15 protein-coding genes are annotated in these 12,898 nt (G+C 63.9%); 4 read left to right on the top strand and 11 right to left on the bottom strand.

All coding sequences use genetic code 11. The features are described from left to right. Positions 1-102: 102 nt before the first annotated feature. Positions 103-894 carry an ABC transporter ATP-binding protein gene (locus tag EJ067_RS28245; protein ID WP_126088430.1) on the bottom strand — a complete coding sequence of 264 codons (792 nt, stop codon included), beginning with the start codon at positions 892-894 and terminating at the stop codon, positions 103-105. A gap of 110 nt (positions 895-1,004) precedes the next feature. On the opposite strand from EJ067_RS28245, the gene EJ067_RS28240 reads away from it, so the two are divergent. Then, positions 1,005-1,415, top strand: coding sequence for a cupin domain-containing protein (locus tag EJ067_RS28240; protein ID WP_189343863.1), 411 nt, complete (start codon positions 1,005-1,007; stop codon positions 1,413-1,415). Between the two features lie 17 nt (positions 1,416-1,432). Here the strand turns inward: EJ067_RS28240 and EJ067_RS28235 are convergent, their stop codons facing one another. The 4 genes from EJ067_RS28235 to EJ067_RS28220 all read right to left on the bottom strand — a co-directional run bounded on the left by EJ067_RS28235 (position 1,433) and on the right by EJ067_RS28220 (position 5,983). Then, positions 1,433-1,810: a hypothetical protein gene (locus EJ067_RS28235; protein ID WP_189510151.1), complete on the bottom strand. Its 378-nt coding sequence runs from the start codon at positions 1,808-1,810 to the stop codon at positions 1,433-1,435. A 2-nt stretch (positions 1,811-1,812) separates the two neighbouring features. Beyond that, the gene (gene hydA, locus EJ067_RS28230; RefSeq protein WP_126088427.1) at positions 1,813-3,264 is read right to left on the bottom strand and encodes a dihydropyrimidinase; all 1,452 of its coding nucleotides are present in this window, start codon (positions 3,262-3,264) and stop codon (positions 1,813-1,815) included. Between the two features lie 69 nt (positions 3,265-3,333). Beyond that, positions 3,334-4,584 (bottom strand): Zn-dependent hydrolase, encoded by a 1,251-nt coding sequence (locus EJ067_RS28225; RefSeq protein WP_126088426.1) that lies wholly within the window; start codon positions 4,582-4,584, stop codon positions 3,334-3,336. Positions 4,585-4,654: 70 nt separating this feature from the next. Continuing rightward, the gene (locus tag EJ067_RS28220; protein WP_126088425.1) at positions 4,655-5,983 is read right to left on the bottom strand and encodes an aspartate aminotransferase family protein; all 1,329 of its coding nucleotides are present in this window, start codon (positions 5,981-5,983) and stop codon (positions 4,655-4,657) included. A gap of 239 nt (positions 5,984-6,222) precedes the next feature. Between EJ067_RS28220 and EJ067_RS28215 the strand changes: the two genes are divergently transcribed. After that, on the top strand, positions 6,223-6,852 hold the full coding sequence (locus tag EJ067_RS28215; RefSeq protein WP_126088424.1) for a TetR family transcriptional regulator C-terminal domain-containing protein: 630 nt from the start codon (positions 6,223-6,225) through the stop codon (positions 6,850-6,852). Positions 6,853-6,863: 11 nt separating this feature from the next. Here EJ067_RS28215 and EJ067_RS28210 read toward each other — a convergent pair whose 3' ends face one another. Continuing rightward, entirely contained in the window at positions 6,864-7,736 is an 873-nt protein-coding gene (locus tag EJ067_RS28210) for a helix-turn-helix transcriptional regulator (protein WP_126088423.1), read from the bottom strand. A gap of 102 nt (positions 7,737-7,838) precedes the next feature. Here EJ067_RS28210 and EJ067_RS28205 point away from each other — a divergent pair, with 102 nt between their 5' ends. Next, positions 7,839-8,684 (top strand): SDR family oxidoreductase, encoded by an 846-nt coding sequence (locus EJ067_RS28205; RefSeq protein ID WP_126088422.1) that lies wholly within the window; start codon positions 7,839-7,841, stop codon positions 8,682-8,684. After that, positions 8,681-9,403, top strand: a complete 723-nt coding sequence (locus EJ067_RS28200; protein WP_126088421.1) for an SDR family oxidoreductase — start codon at positions 8,681-8,683, stop codon at positions 9,401-9,403. Before EJ067_RS28205 ends, EJ067_RS28200 begins: the two co-directional genes overlap by 4 nt. 12 nt (positions 9,404-9,415) lie before the next feature. Here the strand turns inward: EJ067_RS28200 and EJ067_RS28195 are convergent, their stop codons facing one another. From EJ067_RS28195 to preA, 5 genes are all read right to left on the bottom strand, one after another. Next, the gene (locus EJ067_RS28195) at positions 9,416-9,910 is read right to left on the bottom strand and encodes a DUF3592 domain-containing protein (protein ID WP_126088420.1); all 495 of its coding nucleotides are present in this window, start codon (positions 9,908-9,910) and stop codon (positions 9,416-9,418) included. A 100-nt stretch (positions 9,911-10,010) separates the two neighbouring features. Next, positions 10,011-10,388: a DoxX family protein gene (locus tag EJ067_RS28190; protein WP_126088419.1), complete on the bottom strand. Its 378-nt coding sequence runs from the start codon at positions 10,386-10,388 to the stop codon at positions 10,011-10,013. A gap of 64 nt (positions 10,389-10,452) precedes the next feature. After that, positions 10,453-10,911: a carboxymuconolactone decarboxylase family protein gene (locus EJ067_RS28185; RefSeq protein ID WP_126088418.1), complete on the bottom strand. Its 459-nt coding sequence runs from the start codon at positions 10,909-10,911 to the stop codon at positions 10,453-10,455. 40 nt (positions 10,912-10,951) lie between these two features. Then, complete coding sequence (locus EJ067_RS28180; protein ID WP_126088417.1) at positions 10,952-11,470, bottom strand: Rrf2 family transcriptional regulator; 519 nt, start codon at positions 11,468-11,470, stop codon at positions 10,952-10,954. A 112-nt stretch (positions 11,471-11,582) separates the two neighbouring features. Continuing rightward, on the bottom strand, positions 11,583-12,896 hold the full coding sequence (gene preA / locus EJ067_RS28175; protein WP_126088416.1) for an NAD-dependent dihydropyrimidine dehydrogenase subunit PreA: 1,314 nt from the start codon (positions 12,894-12,896) through the stop codon (positions 11,583-11,585). Between the last annotated feature and the right edge of the window lie 2 nt (positions 12,897-12,898).

The raw sequence follows: 12,898 nt of genomic DNA, 5'->3' as shown, positions 1-12,898 counted from the left end.
ATGACGAAGGCGTGGTTGGCCGCTCCCTTCACGCACGCCGCATCGCGGGCGCTCCGTCCTGGGATGACGAAGGCGCGGGCAGGCGCTCGCTCCTGACGGCGCTCAATCATCATAGCTGTGCCCGGCCCTCAACCCATCGCGCACGCGCGCAGCGATCGCCAGGAACTCCGGCGTCTCGCGGATGTCGAGCGGCCGCTTTCGCGGCAGGGTCGATTCGATGACGTCGCTGACGCGGCCCGGCCGCGGCGACATGACGACGATGCGGGTCGACAGATAGACCGCCTCGGGGATCGAATGGGTGACGAAGCAGATCGTCTTGTTGGTCCGCTCCCACAATTCCAGAAGCTGTTCGTTCAAATGGTCGCGCACGATCTCGTCGAGTGCGCCGAACGGCTCGTCCATCAACAACAGATCGGCGTCGAAGGCCAAGGCACGCGCGATCGAAGCGCGCTGCTGCATGCCGCCGGAAAGCTGCCAGGGGTATTTCTTCTCGAAACCGGAGAGGTTGACGAGTTCGAGCGTGCGCTTGATGCGTTCCGCCTGCTCGGCCTGGCTGAGGCCGATGATCTCCAGCGGCAGCGCGACGTTGCGCTCGATCGTGCGCCACGGGAACAGCGCCGCCGCCTGGAAGACATAGCCATAGGCGCGTTTCTCGCGCGCCTGCTCGGGCGTCATGCCGTTGACGGAGATCGTTCCCGAAGTCGGCTTCTCCAGGTCGGCGATGACGCGCAGAAGCGTGGTCTTGCCGCAACCCGAGGGGCCGATGAAGGAGACGAATTCGCCCTTGCCTATGGTGAGATCGACATTTGACAGCGCCTGCACCGGACCGTCATTGGTCTGGAAGGTAAGGCCGAGCTTGCTTGCCGAAACGACGGCTGGCGACTGTCCGCTCATTGGCAGAAACCTGCCTTTCGCAGCCGCTGCCGCGCAGGATGAAATCCCGTTGCTTTTGCGTTGATGTTGTTTTCCACTCGTCCAGTCCCATTCGATCGACGCCCGGAGCCTTGCCGATGTCGCCTAAACCCACTTGTCATCTTATTCGCCCTGAAAGCACTTATGAAGGCAAGCAGGGGCTGAGCTATTTCGCCGGCATAGCCGCCGAGACCGTCGGCTCTTCCGGCATCTGCATGCATCTTCTCACCATGCCACCCGGCGCCCGCGCAAAGGCGCATATGCATGAGAACCACGAGACGGCGATCTATGTGCTCTCCGGCGAGGTCCACACCTGGTACGGCGACCGGCTCGAGCATCATATCGTCGTCAAGGCCGGCGACCTCTTCTACATCCCCGCTGGCGTGCCGCATCTGCCGGCCAATCTGAGCGGCGCGCCTTCCTCGGCCGTCATTGCCCGCACAGATCCCAACGAGCAGGAAAGCGTTGTCCTGCTGCCGGAACTGGATGCCTTGGTTGCCTGAGGTCGACGGTATTGCCGTCATTTGCACCGGGAGACTTCTCCCATTGCATTGCCGTCCTGGTCGGTCACCACCAGCTTCTTCGCATTCTTTTTGCTGCGCTTGATGGTGAACTTGATCGGCGCCTGCCCCTCTTCGCCTTCCGCCTCACATTTTGCTGTCACCACAAGCGAACCATCGGCCTGCACCTGCTTGTCGCTGAAGGTGCAGGCGCTGGCCGCAGTGATCAGCTCCTTGTCGGTCAGAAGCAGCATCTGATCGGCGGTGACTTCCTGGCCGTTTCTGTTGATGCAGCCATACTTGTCGCCGTAAGGCTTGCTGAGGTCGATGCCGGCAGCAAAGGCCGAGCCTGCGGTCAGCAGCGAGGCAGCCGCGATTGCAAGATAGAGAGCCCGCACGCTCAAACTCCCGTCGCCGGAATGCCGGTGCGCTCCACCTTACGCGGCGCGGAAATCTCCTTCCAGGTCGACAGCGCCCGGTTTACCGCGGCGTTCGGCTCGCGGGCGACGAACTCGCCATGGCCGATCTTGGCCTTGACGTCCGCCTCCTCGATCGAGAGCTCGCCGCGCGAGAAGACGAAGCGCGGCAGGCCGGTCACCTCGAAACCTTCGAAGACATTGTAGTCGATCACCGACTGCTGCTTCTTGGCCGAGATCTTCTTCTTGCGCTTCGGATCCCAGACGAGGATGTCGGCGTCGGCGCCTTCGACGATCGCGCCTTTCTTCGGATACATGTTGAGGATCTTGGCGATGTTGGTCGAGGTCACCGCCACGAACTCGTTCATCGTCAGCCGGCCGGTGTTGACGCCGGTAGTCCAAAGAATAGGCAAGCGGTCCTCGAGCCCGCCGGTCCCGTTCGGGATCTTGGTGAAGTCGCCCACGCCGTTGCGCTTCTGCTTGGTGGTGAAGGAGCAGTGGTCCGTCGCCACCACCTGCAGCGAGCCGGCCTGCAGGCCCGCCCACAGCGAATCCTGATGCCACTTGCTGCGGAAAGGCGGACTCATCACACGCCGCGCCGCATGGTCCCAGTCCTTGTTGAAATATTCGGTCTCGTCGAGCGTCAGGTGCTGGATCAGCGGCTCGCCGAACACCCGCATGCCCTTCTGGCGAGCGCGGCGGATGGCCTCGTGGCTCTGCTCGCAGGAGACGTGCACGACGTAGAGCGGCACGCCGGCCATGTCGGCGATCATGATGGCGCGATTGGTCGCTTCGCCCTCCACCTCCGGCGGGCGCGAATAGGCATGGCCTTCCGGCCCGTTGTTGCCGGCGGCAAGCAGTTTTTGCGAGAGGGCAGCGACCACGTCGCCATTCTCGGCATGCACCAGCGGCAGCGCGCCGAGATCGGCGCAGCGCTGGAACGAGGCATACATCTCGTCGTCGTCGACCATCAGCGCGCCCTTATAGGCCATGAAGTGCTTGAACGAGGTGATGCCCCGGTCGACCACGGTCGCCATCTCGTCGAACACCTGCTTGCCCCACCAGGTGATCGCCATGTGGAAGGAATAGTCGCAAGCCGCCTTCGAGGTCTTGTTGTCCCACATCTGCAGGGCCTCGAGCAGCGACTGCTGCGGCGCCGGCAGGCAGAAGTCGACCACCATCGTCGTGCCGCCGGAGAGCGCCGCGCGCGTGCCGGATTCGAAATCGTCGGCCGAATAGGTGCCCATGAAAGGCATTTCGAGATGGGTGTGCGGATCGATGCCGCCCGGCATGATGTAGCAGCCCGTGGCGTCGAACTCATGATCGCCGTGCAGGTCCGAGCCGATGGCGATGATCTTGCCGTGGCTGAACACCACGTCGGCCTTCCATGTCCGGTCGGCGGTGACGATGGTGCCGTTCTTGATGACTTTGGTCATTCTCTTCAGTTCCCCTGATCTTTTCGCGCTTCTTTGCGAGCGGTGTTGCGAGGTGACGGATCTATTCGGTCATTCAACGATTCCCGCCGTCTCGACCACCGCGTGGAACAGCACGTCGGCGCCCGCCGCCGCCCATTCCTTGGAGATATCCTCGGCCTCGTTGTGACTGAGCCCGCCGACGCAGGGGCACATGACCATGGTCGCCGGCGCGACCTTGGCCGCCCAGCAGGCGTCGTGGCCGGCGCCGGAAATGAGGTTCATGTGGCTGTAGCCCAGTTTTTCGGCCGCCGTGCGCACGCGCCCGACCAGCGTCGGATCGAAGGTCACCGGATCGAAATGGCCCACAGCCTCGACCGAGCATTTGACGCCGAGCGGCTCGCAGATCTTCGGAGCTTCCTTCTCGATGCGGGCGCGCATGCCGTCGAGCTTCGCCTGGTCCGGCGAGCGGATGTCGACGGTGAAGATCACAGTGCCCGGTAAAACATTGCGCGAATTGGGCGAGAACTTCACCTGACCAACGCCGCCGACGGCGCCCGGCTGGTTCTCCATCGCGACCGTCTGCACCATTTCCAGGATGCGCGCCATGGCAAGGCCGGCATTGACGCGCATGTTCATCGGCGTCGAGCCGGTATGCGCTTCCCTGCCGGTCAGCGTGAACTCCAGCCACCACAGGCCCTGGCAGTGCGTAACCACGCCGATCTGCTTGTTCTCGGCTTCGAGGATCGGCCCCTGCTCGATATGGTACTCGAAATAGGCGTGCATCTTGCGTGCGCCGACCTTCTCGTCGCCGACCCAGCCGATACGCTTCAGCTCGTCGCCGAAGGTCAGGCCGTCGAGGTCCTTGCGGGCATAGGCGTAGTCCTGGGTATGCACGGCTGCGAATACGCCCGACGCAAGCATGGCCGGCGCGAAACGGGCGCCTTCCTCGTTCGTCCAGTTGGTGACGACGATCGGATGCTTGGTCTTGATGCCGAGATCGTTGAGCGAGCGCACGACCTCCAGGCCGGAAAGCACGCCGAGCACGCCGTCATATTTGCCGCCGGTCGGCTGGGTATCGAGGTGGGAGCCGACATAGACCGGCAGCGCGTCCGGATCGGTGCCGGGTCGCGTCATGAACATGGTGCCCATCTGGTCCACGCCCATGGTGAGCCCGGCCTCGTCGCACCAGGACTTGAACAGCTCGCGGCCCTGCTTATCGGAATCGGTGAGCGTCTGGCGATTGTTGCCGCCGGCAATGCCGGGGCCGATCTTCGCCATCTCCATGATGGAATCCCACAAACGGTCTGAATTCACTCGCAGATTCTCGCCGGGGGCGGCCATTCAAAGTCCTCTCATTTCATGTCACCGATCGGACGGCGGTTCCCGACGCCGCCCGGCCGGTTGAAGCAGTTTAGTCTACCGAGCGCAGAACGTCCCGAACATGGTCGATCAGTTCGTTGATCTGGCCCTTGGTGATGATCAGCGGCGGCGACAGCGCGATGATGTCGCCGGTGGTGCGGATCAGCGCGCCGCGCTCGAATGCCTTGACGAAGGCCGAGAAGGCCCGCTTGGTCGGGCTACCGGGGATCGGCGCCAGCTCGATCGCGCCGATCAGGCCGATGTTTCTGACATCGATGACATGCGGCTCGCCCTTCAGTGAATGCAGCGCGTCTTCCCAGTAAGGCGCGAGCTCTTCGCCACGCGTCAGCAGGCCTTCTTCCTTGTAGGTGTCCAAAGTGCCCAACGCCGCGGCGCAGGCGATCGGATTGCCCGAATAGGTGTAGCCGTGGAAGAACTCGATCATGTGTTCCGGACCGGTCATGAAGGCGTCGTGGATCTCCTTCTTCACGAACACCGCGCCCATCGGGATGACGCCGTTGGAAACGCCCTTTGCCGTGGTCATGATATCGGGCGTGACGCCGAAATAATCCGCCGCGAACGGCGCGCCGAGACGGCCGAAGCCGGTGATCACTTCATCGAAAATCAATAATATGCCGTGCTTCGTGCAGATTTCCCGAAGTTTCGGCAGATAGCCCTTCGGCGGCAGGATGACGCCGGTGGAACCCGCGACCGGCTCGACGATGACGGCGGCGATGGTCGAAGCATCATGCAGCGCGACGAGGCGTTCCAGCTCGTTCGCCAGCTCCGCGCCATGTTCCGGCACGCCCTTCGAGAAGGCATTCTTCTCCGGCAGGTGCGTGTGCGGCAAGTGGTCGACGCCGCCGAGCAGCGTGCCGAACATCTTGCGGTTGCTGACGATGCCGCCGACCGAGATGCCGCCGAAATTGACGCCGTGATAGCCGCGCTCGCGGCCGATCAGCCGGGTGCGCGAGCCCTCGCCCCTGGCACGGTGATAGGCGATCGCCATCTTGAGCGCGGTCTCGACCGATTCCGAGCCGGAATTGGTGAAGAAGACATGGTCCATGCCCTTCGGCGCGATGTCGACCAGACGATTCGCCAGCTCGAACACGATCGGGTGGCCCATCTGGAAGGCCGGCGCATAGTCGAGCTCCGCCGCCTGGCTCTGGATCGCTTCGGTGATCTTCGGCCGGCAGTGGCCGGCGTTCACGCACCACAGGCCGGCGGTGCCGTCGAGCACCTTGCGGCCGTCGCTTGTCGTGTAATGCATGTCCTTGGCGGACACGAACATGCGCGGCGCCTGCTTGAACTGCCGGTTTGCCGTGAACGGCATCCAGAATGCGCTGAGATCGTTCGGCGTGACTTTCAGCCGGTTGGACATGACCAAGACTTCCCCTTGTAACCTGTTTCGGTGAGGCCAACGCTTGGTCTTCGCTGCGTTTTCGTGCTACGCAAATTTTTGACCGATTGGACAAACGTTAGCACCGCCATGTTGGCGGTCAAGGGATTACTAACGGAAATGCGGCATCGGAAGCGCGCTCCACAGGCCAAGGAAAAACTGGTCCAGAGAATTGGTCCAGATCGCGCGCACGGCAAAGTTTTGCGGGGATGACGGCGACGATGGAAGGTTCAGCGCCCCGCCGCACCCGCATCCAGCAGGAAAAGCGCGACCTCATCCTGGAAGCCGCGCTCGAAGTCTTTTCAACCAACGGCTTTCGCGGCTCGACCATCGACCAGATCGCAGAGGCCGCCGGCATGTCGAAGCCGAACCTTCTCTATTACTTCCGCCGCAAGGAAGACATTCACGAGACGCTGATGCAGCGGCTGCTCGACACCTGGCTGGCGCCGCTGCGCGAACTCGACGACATCGGCGACCCGATGACCGAACTTAAAAGCTATATTCGCCGCAAGCTCGAAATGGCGCGCGATTTTCCGCGCGAAAGCCGGCTCTTCGCCAACGAGATCCTGCAGGGCGCGCCGCGCATCATGCCGATGCTGGAGGGCGAGTTGAAGACGCTGGTCGACGAGAAGGCCGCCGTCATCAAGGGCTGGATGCGCGCCGGCAAGATCGCCCGCACCGATCCCTGGCATCTGATCTTCTCGATCTGGGCGACGACGCAGCATTACGCCGATTTCGATGTCCAGGTCCGTGCCGTGCTCGGCCCCGACCGCGGCGGCGACGGCCGCTTCGAGGACGCAGCGCGCTTCCTGGAGCAACTGTTCCTCGACGGGCTGAAGCCGAAGGGCTGAGCCGGAACCCGTCAGGCGCTGCGCTTCTTGACAGGCTGCGCTTCGAGCAGCTTCTTCAGCTTGGCGACCGAATTCTGCTCGGGCAACGGCGTATAGACGATCAGCCGCATGTCCGAGCCGTCGTCGATCGACAGGCTCATATGCTCGAATGCCATCGCGCCGGCGCTGGGATGGCGGACATGCTTCACCCCCGTCAGCCTTCGCGCCACGTCCCGCCTTGGCCACCAATCCCGGAACTCCGGGCTTGAGCGCATCATCAGCGCGATCAGCCGCTCGAAATCCGGATCGCCGACATATTTGGCGCTCTCGGCGCGAAAAGAAGCGAGCACCACGCGCGCGCGCGCTTCCCAGTCGACCAGCAGCCGGCGGTGGTGCGTGCTGGTGAACACCAGGTGCACGATGTTGCGCGCATCGCCCTCCAAGAGGCCATAGTCGCCGAACACGGCCGCCGCCGCATCGTTCCAGGCCAGCACGTCCCAGCGCCGGCCAACGACATAGGCCGGCTGCAGGACGAGGTTCTCCAGCATGTGCAGCAGCGTCCCGTCGACTTTTTCGGGCGACGCCGCGCGCCGCTCGGGCTGCTGTCGGCCGGCGAGGATGAACAGATGCCGCTTCTCGATGGCGTCGAGGCGCAATGCCTCCGAGAGCGCCGTCAGCACTTCCGCCGAGGGCCGCACGTCCCTGCCCTGCTCCAGCCAGGTGTACCAGGTGGTGCCGACACCGGCGATCATCGCCACTTCCTCGCGCCTCAGCCCGGGCGTGCGCCGCCTGGCGCCGGTCGCGATGCCGATGTCGGCGGGCGACAGCCTCTCGCGGCGCGAGCGCAGGAAGGCGCCGAGCTCGTGGCGGCGGCTGTCCTCGGGGGATTGGGTCACGGCATCCATGACATTATTATAGCAGTATTGATACCAGGATAAAGTTTGAACTGTTTGGGATGCGCGCCGCGCCCCATCTTGCGTTCAGAGCAACACAAGGAGGCTCTGAACATGGAACTCAAGGACAAAACCGTTCTCGTCACCGGCTCGACCGACGGCGTCGGCCGCGTGGTCGCCGAAAGACTCGGCGCCGCCGGCGCCCGCGTGCTGGTGCACGGCCGCGACGAAGGCCGGGGCAAGGCGACAGTCGCCGCCATCGTAGCAAAGGGCGGCAAGGCCGAATTTCTCGCCGCCGACCTCGCTTCGCTTGCCGAAGTGCGCCGCCTCGCCGAAGCGGTGCGCGCAAGGACAGACCGGCTCGATGTTTTGATCAACAATGCCGGCGTCGGCACCGGCGGCCAGGACGCGAGAAGGCAGGTGAGCGCCGACGGCTACGAACTGCGCTTCGCCGTCAACTATCTCGCCGGCTTCCTGCTGACGTCGGAGCTGCTGCCCCTGCTCAAGGCCAGCACGCCGGCGCGCATCGTCAACGTCGCCTCGGCCGGCCAGCAGGCGATCGACTTCGACGACGTCATGCTGACCCATGGCTATAGCGGCGTTCGCGCCTATTGCCAGAGCAAGCTGGCGCAGATCCTGTTCACCATCGACCTGGCCGAACAGCTCGAGGGCTCCGGCGTCACCGTCAATGCGCTCCACCCGGCAAGCTACATGGACACGACGATGGTGCGGCAGGCGGGCGTCACGCCATGGAGCTCGGTCGAGACCGGCGCCGACGCCATTGTCAACCTCGCCGCCTCACCGGCGCTCGAAGGCCGCAGCGGCCTCTATTTCGACGGCCAGCGGGAATCGCGCGCCGATGCACAGGCCTATGACGAAAAGGCCCGCCGCCGGTTGCGGGATCTCAGCCTCGACCTGACCGGACAATCTTCCACGACATCCAGGAAACAGCACTCATGAGCGAGACTATCGAACACTGCGTGATCATCGGCGGCTCGTCCGGCATCGGCCTTGCCACGGCAAAGCGGCTGGTCAGCCCCACAATGAAAGTGACGATCACCGGCCGCAACGAGGAAAAGCTGAAGAGCGCCTGGAAGAGCCTTGGCGGCACCGTCGGCAAGGCTGCATTCGACGCGACCAAACCGGACGAGGTGCGGCGCTTCTTCACCGATCTCGGCCCATTCGATCATCTCGTGCTTGCGGCAAGCGGCGGCAAGGGCCTGGGGCCATTCGCAACGCTGGACCTCACCGATATCGGCAGCGGCGTCGACGAAAAGGTCCGGCCGCAGCTGGCCTGCCTGCAGGCGGCGCTGCCGACCTTGAACATCGCCGGATCGGTCACCTTCATTTCAGCCGTCTCGGCACAGCTCGCGGCGCCCGGCATCGCCGGCATCGGCGCCATCAACGGAATGCTGCTCACTGTAGCGCCGATCCTCGCCGTCGAACTGAAGCCGCTGCGCGTCAATGTCGTCGCGCCCGGCGTCATCGACACGCCATGGTGGGATTTTCTGCCGGACGAGCAGCGGCAAGCGGTCTTTGCCGAATATGCCGGCAAGACGCCGGTCGGCCGCGTCGGTCGCGCCGACGATGTGGCCGAGGCCATAGCCTTCCTGGTTTGCAACGGCTTCATGACCGGCCAGGTGCTGACTTGCGACGGCGGCCTGCGCTTTGCCGCCTGAACGGCCAACAGATCAGTTTGAAACGAGGCCGGGCCAGAAGGCGAGCACCATCAGCCCGGCAACAACCGCATACCAGATAATCAGGTGGACCGCCTTCATCAGCGGGCGGCCCGCTTCGCGTGCCCGCTGCGGGTGAAGCGGATCGTAGAGCACTTCGACCGGCGCCCCGATCGACCCGGTGGTTCCGTTGACCGGCAAATAGGAGCTGAACCGCCAGGTCTTGCCCAGCCGGTCGGCGAATTCGATGACCGGCGTGTCCGGGCCGTCACTCGACCTGTCGATGTCGACCACTTTGCCGCTGGCAAAGGCACCGCGGCGGCGCAGCACAATATCGCCATAGCTCTGCACGCCGATGACGATCAGGAAGAAGACGCCGCACAGGAAACACCAAATCTGTATGTCGCTGGGGTGCTGGCCGAGGGCCCCGGCCACCGCGCGGAACGGGAACAGCGCCTGATGGAAGGCTTCCGAAACGCGTGCCCAGAATGAAGTCCAGCTCTGCTCCATAGCCGCCCTACCCGCGCCGACCCGCGGCTTTCATACAGCACGATCGCGACAGAGCGATTAACGCGCGGCCGTAAATTGCGCCGAACCGGACAGCCGGCGGTCACAGAAAGCGCGCGATCAGCGCCAGGAACCCGCCGGCCAAAGCAACATTGCTGACGACGCCGTTGATGCGGGATGCGCGATCCGGTCCCCGATGGTCCCAGAAATTGTGGAACATCGGCGTCGCGACGACAAGGAACAGGATCAGCGCCGCTGCCGCAGGCGCCGTCCATATGCCGGCAATCACCAGCGCACCGGCTACGACCTGCAGCGCAATGCCCAGACACAGGGCAAGCCCGGCCTGTGGCACACCGCGCGCAGCCATCAACGACGCGACCAGCTTTCTGTTCTGGATATTGCGCAGGCCGGCAAAAACGAAAGCGCCGCCAAGCAGCAGCCGCGCTCCGACCAGAATCTCATTCTGAAAATTCTCAAACATGTCATTGATCCCAAAGATGAAAAAGCGTGGGCGTTCGAAAGCCCCACGCTGTCGATGGATAAACTCAGGCAGCCTTGGCGGCCGGCATCGGATGGATGGCGTGGAATGGGATGCACAGCCGGTTCCAGGTGTTGATCATGCCGAGCGCGACCGAGAGCTTGACCAGTTCCTCTCCCGAAAAATGCTCGAGCGTGCGGGCGTAGAGTTCGTCCGATACGCCGTTGTCGGCAATCAGCGTCACGGCCTCGGTCCAGGCGAAGGCGGCGCGCTCGCGCTCGGAAAACAGCGGCGATTCCTTCCAGGCGGCGACGAGATAGAGCCGGGTTTCGCTCTCGCCGTCGCGCCGCGCCTCACGGCTGTGCATCTCGACGCAATACGAGCAGCCATTGATCTGCGAGGCCCTGAGCTTGATCAGGTGCAGCAGGCTCACTTCCAGCCCGCATTCGTCGACGGCCTTGTTGAGCGCCGACACCGCCTTCATAATCTCTGGCGCCTTGGCGAAAAATTGCAGTCTCGGTTGCATCGTCTTTCCTTCCAGGTTTTGGGTGGGTTTGGAGTTCGGTTCAGATCTGCTTGGGCGGACCGGATTTCTGCGGCCGCTGGTGACGCTCGACGAAGGCGCAGCTCGCGGCAAACGAGCGGGGATCGCCTTCCGCGGCATAGTCCGCCACGATATCGGACAGCTTCACTTCGGCGAGCGCTGCGCGATAGGCGCGCTCGGCCTTGAGCATCGCGGCATTGATGCCGCAGGGCTTGACATAGGCCGACGCATCGATCTTGACCGGGCCACGCTGGCGGATTTCGCCGCAACGAAAAGCAGGCTCCCGTCCCTCGACGGCCAGCACGATGTCGAGCAGCGTGATGCGCTCGGCCGGCCGCGCCAGCCGATAGCCGCCGGCCGGCCCCGGCACCGATTCCAGGATACGCGCCGTCGTGAGCTGATTGAGATGTTTCAACAGATAGCTCGGCGACAGGCCGAAGGCTTCGGCCATGGCGGCGCCCGACATGGTGTTGTTGCCGTCGACGCCGGCAAGCATGGCGGCACAATGGATCGCCGCTTCGACGCCCTCTCCCAGCTTCATGCTCTGTCGCTCCTATTCATGGATAGTTTTTATCATGGATATTTTTTATCGGCAATAGTGAGAATGAAAAACGGCGCCGGAAAGCGCCGCTTCCTTTGAGCGAATGCCTGCCCTACTCCGCCGCCGCCTTGGCCATCGGATTGTTCGGGTGCGTCGTCCAGTTGGCGTAGGTCGGCGACACCGGCTTGCCGGTGCGCTGGTCCATCGAGCCCGCCGCCAGCGGCTCCATGGTGATGCAGCCTTCCACCGGGCAGACATTGACGCAGAGGTTGCAGCCGACGCATTCGGCCTCGATCACCTCGAAATGCCTGACACCGTCGACCATCGAGGTAATCGCCTGGTGCGAGGTGTCCTCGCAGGCGATGTGGCAGCGGCCGCACTTGATGCAGGCATCCTGGTCGATATGCGCCTTGGCGACATAGTTGAGGTTGAGATACTGCCAGTCGGTGACGTTGGGCGTGGCGCGGCCGATGATGTCGGAGAGCGAGGCATGGCCCTTCTCGTCCATCCAGTTCTCCAGGCCGGCGATCATTTCCTGCACGATCTTGAAGCCGTAGGTCATCGCCGCCGTGCAGACCTGCACGTTGCCGGCGCCGAGCGCCATGAATTCGGCGGCGTCGCGCCATGTGGTGATACCGCCGATGCCGGAGATCGGCAGGCCGTGCGTTTCTGTATCGCGCGCGATCTCGGCCACCATGTTCATGGCGATCGGCTTCACCGCCGGGCCGCAATAGCCGCCATGCGAGCCCTTGCCGTCGATGGTCGGCTGCGGCGCGAAGCTGTCGAGGTCGACGCCGGTGATCGAGTTGATGGTGTTGATCAGCGACACCGCGTCGGTGCCGCCGGCCTTCGCCGCGCGGGCCGGCTTGCGGATATCGGTGATGTTGGGCGTCAGCTTGGTGATGACCGGCATGCGCGTGTACTGCTTGCACCAGCGCACCACCATCTCGATATATTCCGGCACCTGGCCGACCGCCGAGCCCATGCCGCGCTCGCTCATGCCATGCGGACAGCCGAAATTGAGCTCGATGCCGTCGGCGCCGGTCTCCTCGACCAGCGGCAGGATCGCTTTCCAGCTCTCCTCCTCGCATGGCACCATGATCGAGGCGACCAGCGCCCGATCCGGCCAGTTCATCTTCACCTGCTTCATCTCGCGCAGGTTGGTCTGCAGGTCGCGGTCGGTGATCAGCTCGATGTTGTTCAGGCCGAGCAGGCGTCGGTCGGCGCCCCAGATCGCGCCGTAGCGCGGGCCGTTGACGTTGACGACCGGCGGGCCTTCTTCGCCCAGCGTCTTCCACACCACGCCGCCCCAGCCCGCCTTGAAGGCGCGCTCGACATTGTAGGCCTTGTCGGTCGGCGGCGCCGAGGCCAGCCAGAACGGATTGGGCGACTTGATGCCGACGAAAGTGTTGCGGATGTCTGCCATGC

Origin of the sequence: Mesorhizobium sp. M1D.F.Ca.ET.043.01.1.1 (genome assembly GCF_003952385.1) — a bacterium.
In the GTDB taxonomy this organism is placed as follows: Bacteria; Pseudomonadota; Alphaproteobacteria; order Rhizobiales; family Rhizobiaceae; genus Mesorhizobium.
The sequence above is the reverse complement of the archived record's forward strand: the minus strand, read 5'-3'. Positions and strand labels throughout refer to the sequence as shown.

Bases quoted from the DNA above. Each gene is read 5' to 3' on its own strand.
- EJ067_RS28245 (WP_126088430.1), bottom strand. From the start codon at position 894: ATGAGCGGACAGTCGCCAGCCGTCGTTTCGGCAAGCAAGCTCGGCCTT.
- hydA (WP_126088427.1), bottom strand. From the start codon at position 3,264: ATGACCAAAGTCATCAAGAACGGCACCATCGTCACCGCCGACCGGACA.
- EJ067_RS28225 (WP_126088426.1), bottom strand. From the start codon at position 4,584: ATGGCCGCCCCCGGCGAGAATCTGCGAGTGAATTCAGACCGTTTGTGG.
- EJ067_RS28220 (WP_126088425.1), bottom strand. From the start codon at position 5,983: ATGTCCAACCGGCTGAAAGTCACGCCGAACGATCTCAGCGCATTCTGG.
- EJ067_RS28215 (WP_126088424.1), top strand. From the start codon at position 6,223: ATGGAAGGTTCAGCGCCCCGCCGCACCCGCATCCAGCAGGAAAAGCGC.
- EJ067_RS28210 (WP_126088423.1), bottom strand. From the start codon at position 7,736: ATGGATGCCGTGACCCAATCCCCCGAGGACAGCCGCCGCCACGAGCTC.
- EJ067_RS28205 (WP_126088422.1), top strand. From the start codon at position 7,839: ATGGAACTCAAGGACAAAACCGTTCTCGTCACCGGCTCGACCGACGGC.
- EJ067_RS28200 (WP_126088421.1), top strand. From the start codon at position 8,681: ATGAGCGAGACTATCGAACACTGCGTGATCATCGGCGGCTCGTCCGGC.
- EJ067_RS28195 (WP_126088420.1), bottom strand. From the start codon at position 9,910: ATGGAGCAGAGCTGGACTTCATTCTGGGCACGCGTTTCGGAAGCCTTC.
- EJ067_RS28190 (WP_126088419.1), bottom strand. From the start codon at position 10,388: ATGTTTGAGAATTTTCAGAATGAGATTCTGGTCGGAGCGCGGCTGCTG.
- EJ067_RS28185 (WP_126088418.1), bottom strand. From the start codon at position 10,911: ATGCAACCGAGACTGCAATTTTTCGCCAAGGCGCCAGAGATTATGAAG.
- EJ067_RS28180 (WP_126088417.1), bottom strand. From the start codon at position 11,470: ATGAAGCTGGGAGAGGGCGTCGAAGCGGCGATCCATTGTGCCGCCATG.
- preA (WP_126088416.1), bottom strand. From the start codon at position 12,896: ATGGCAGACATCCGCAACACTTTCGTCGGCATCAAGTCGCCCAATCCG.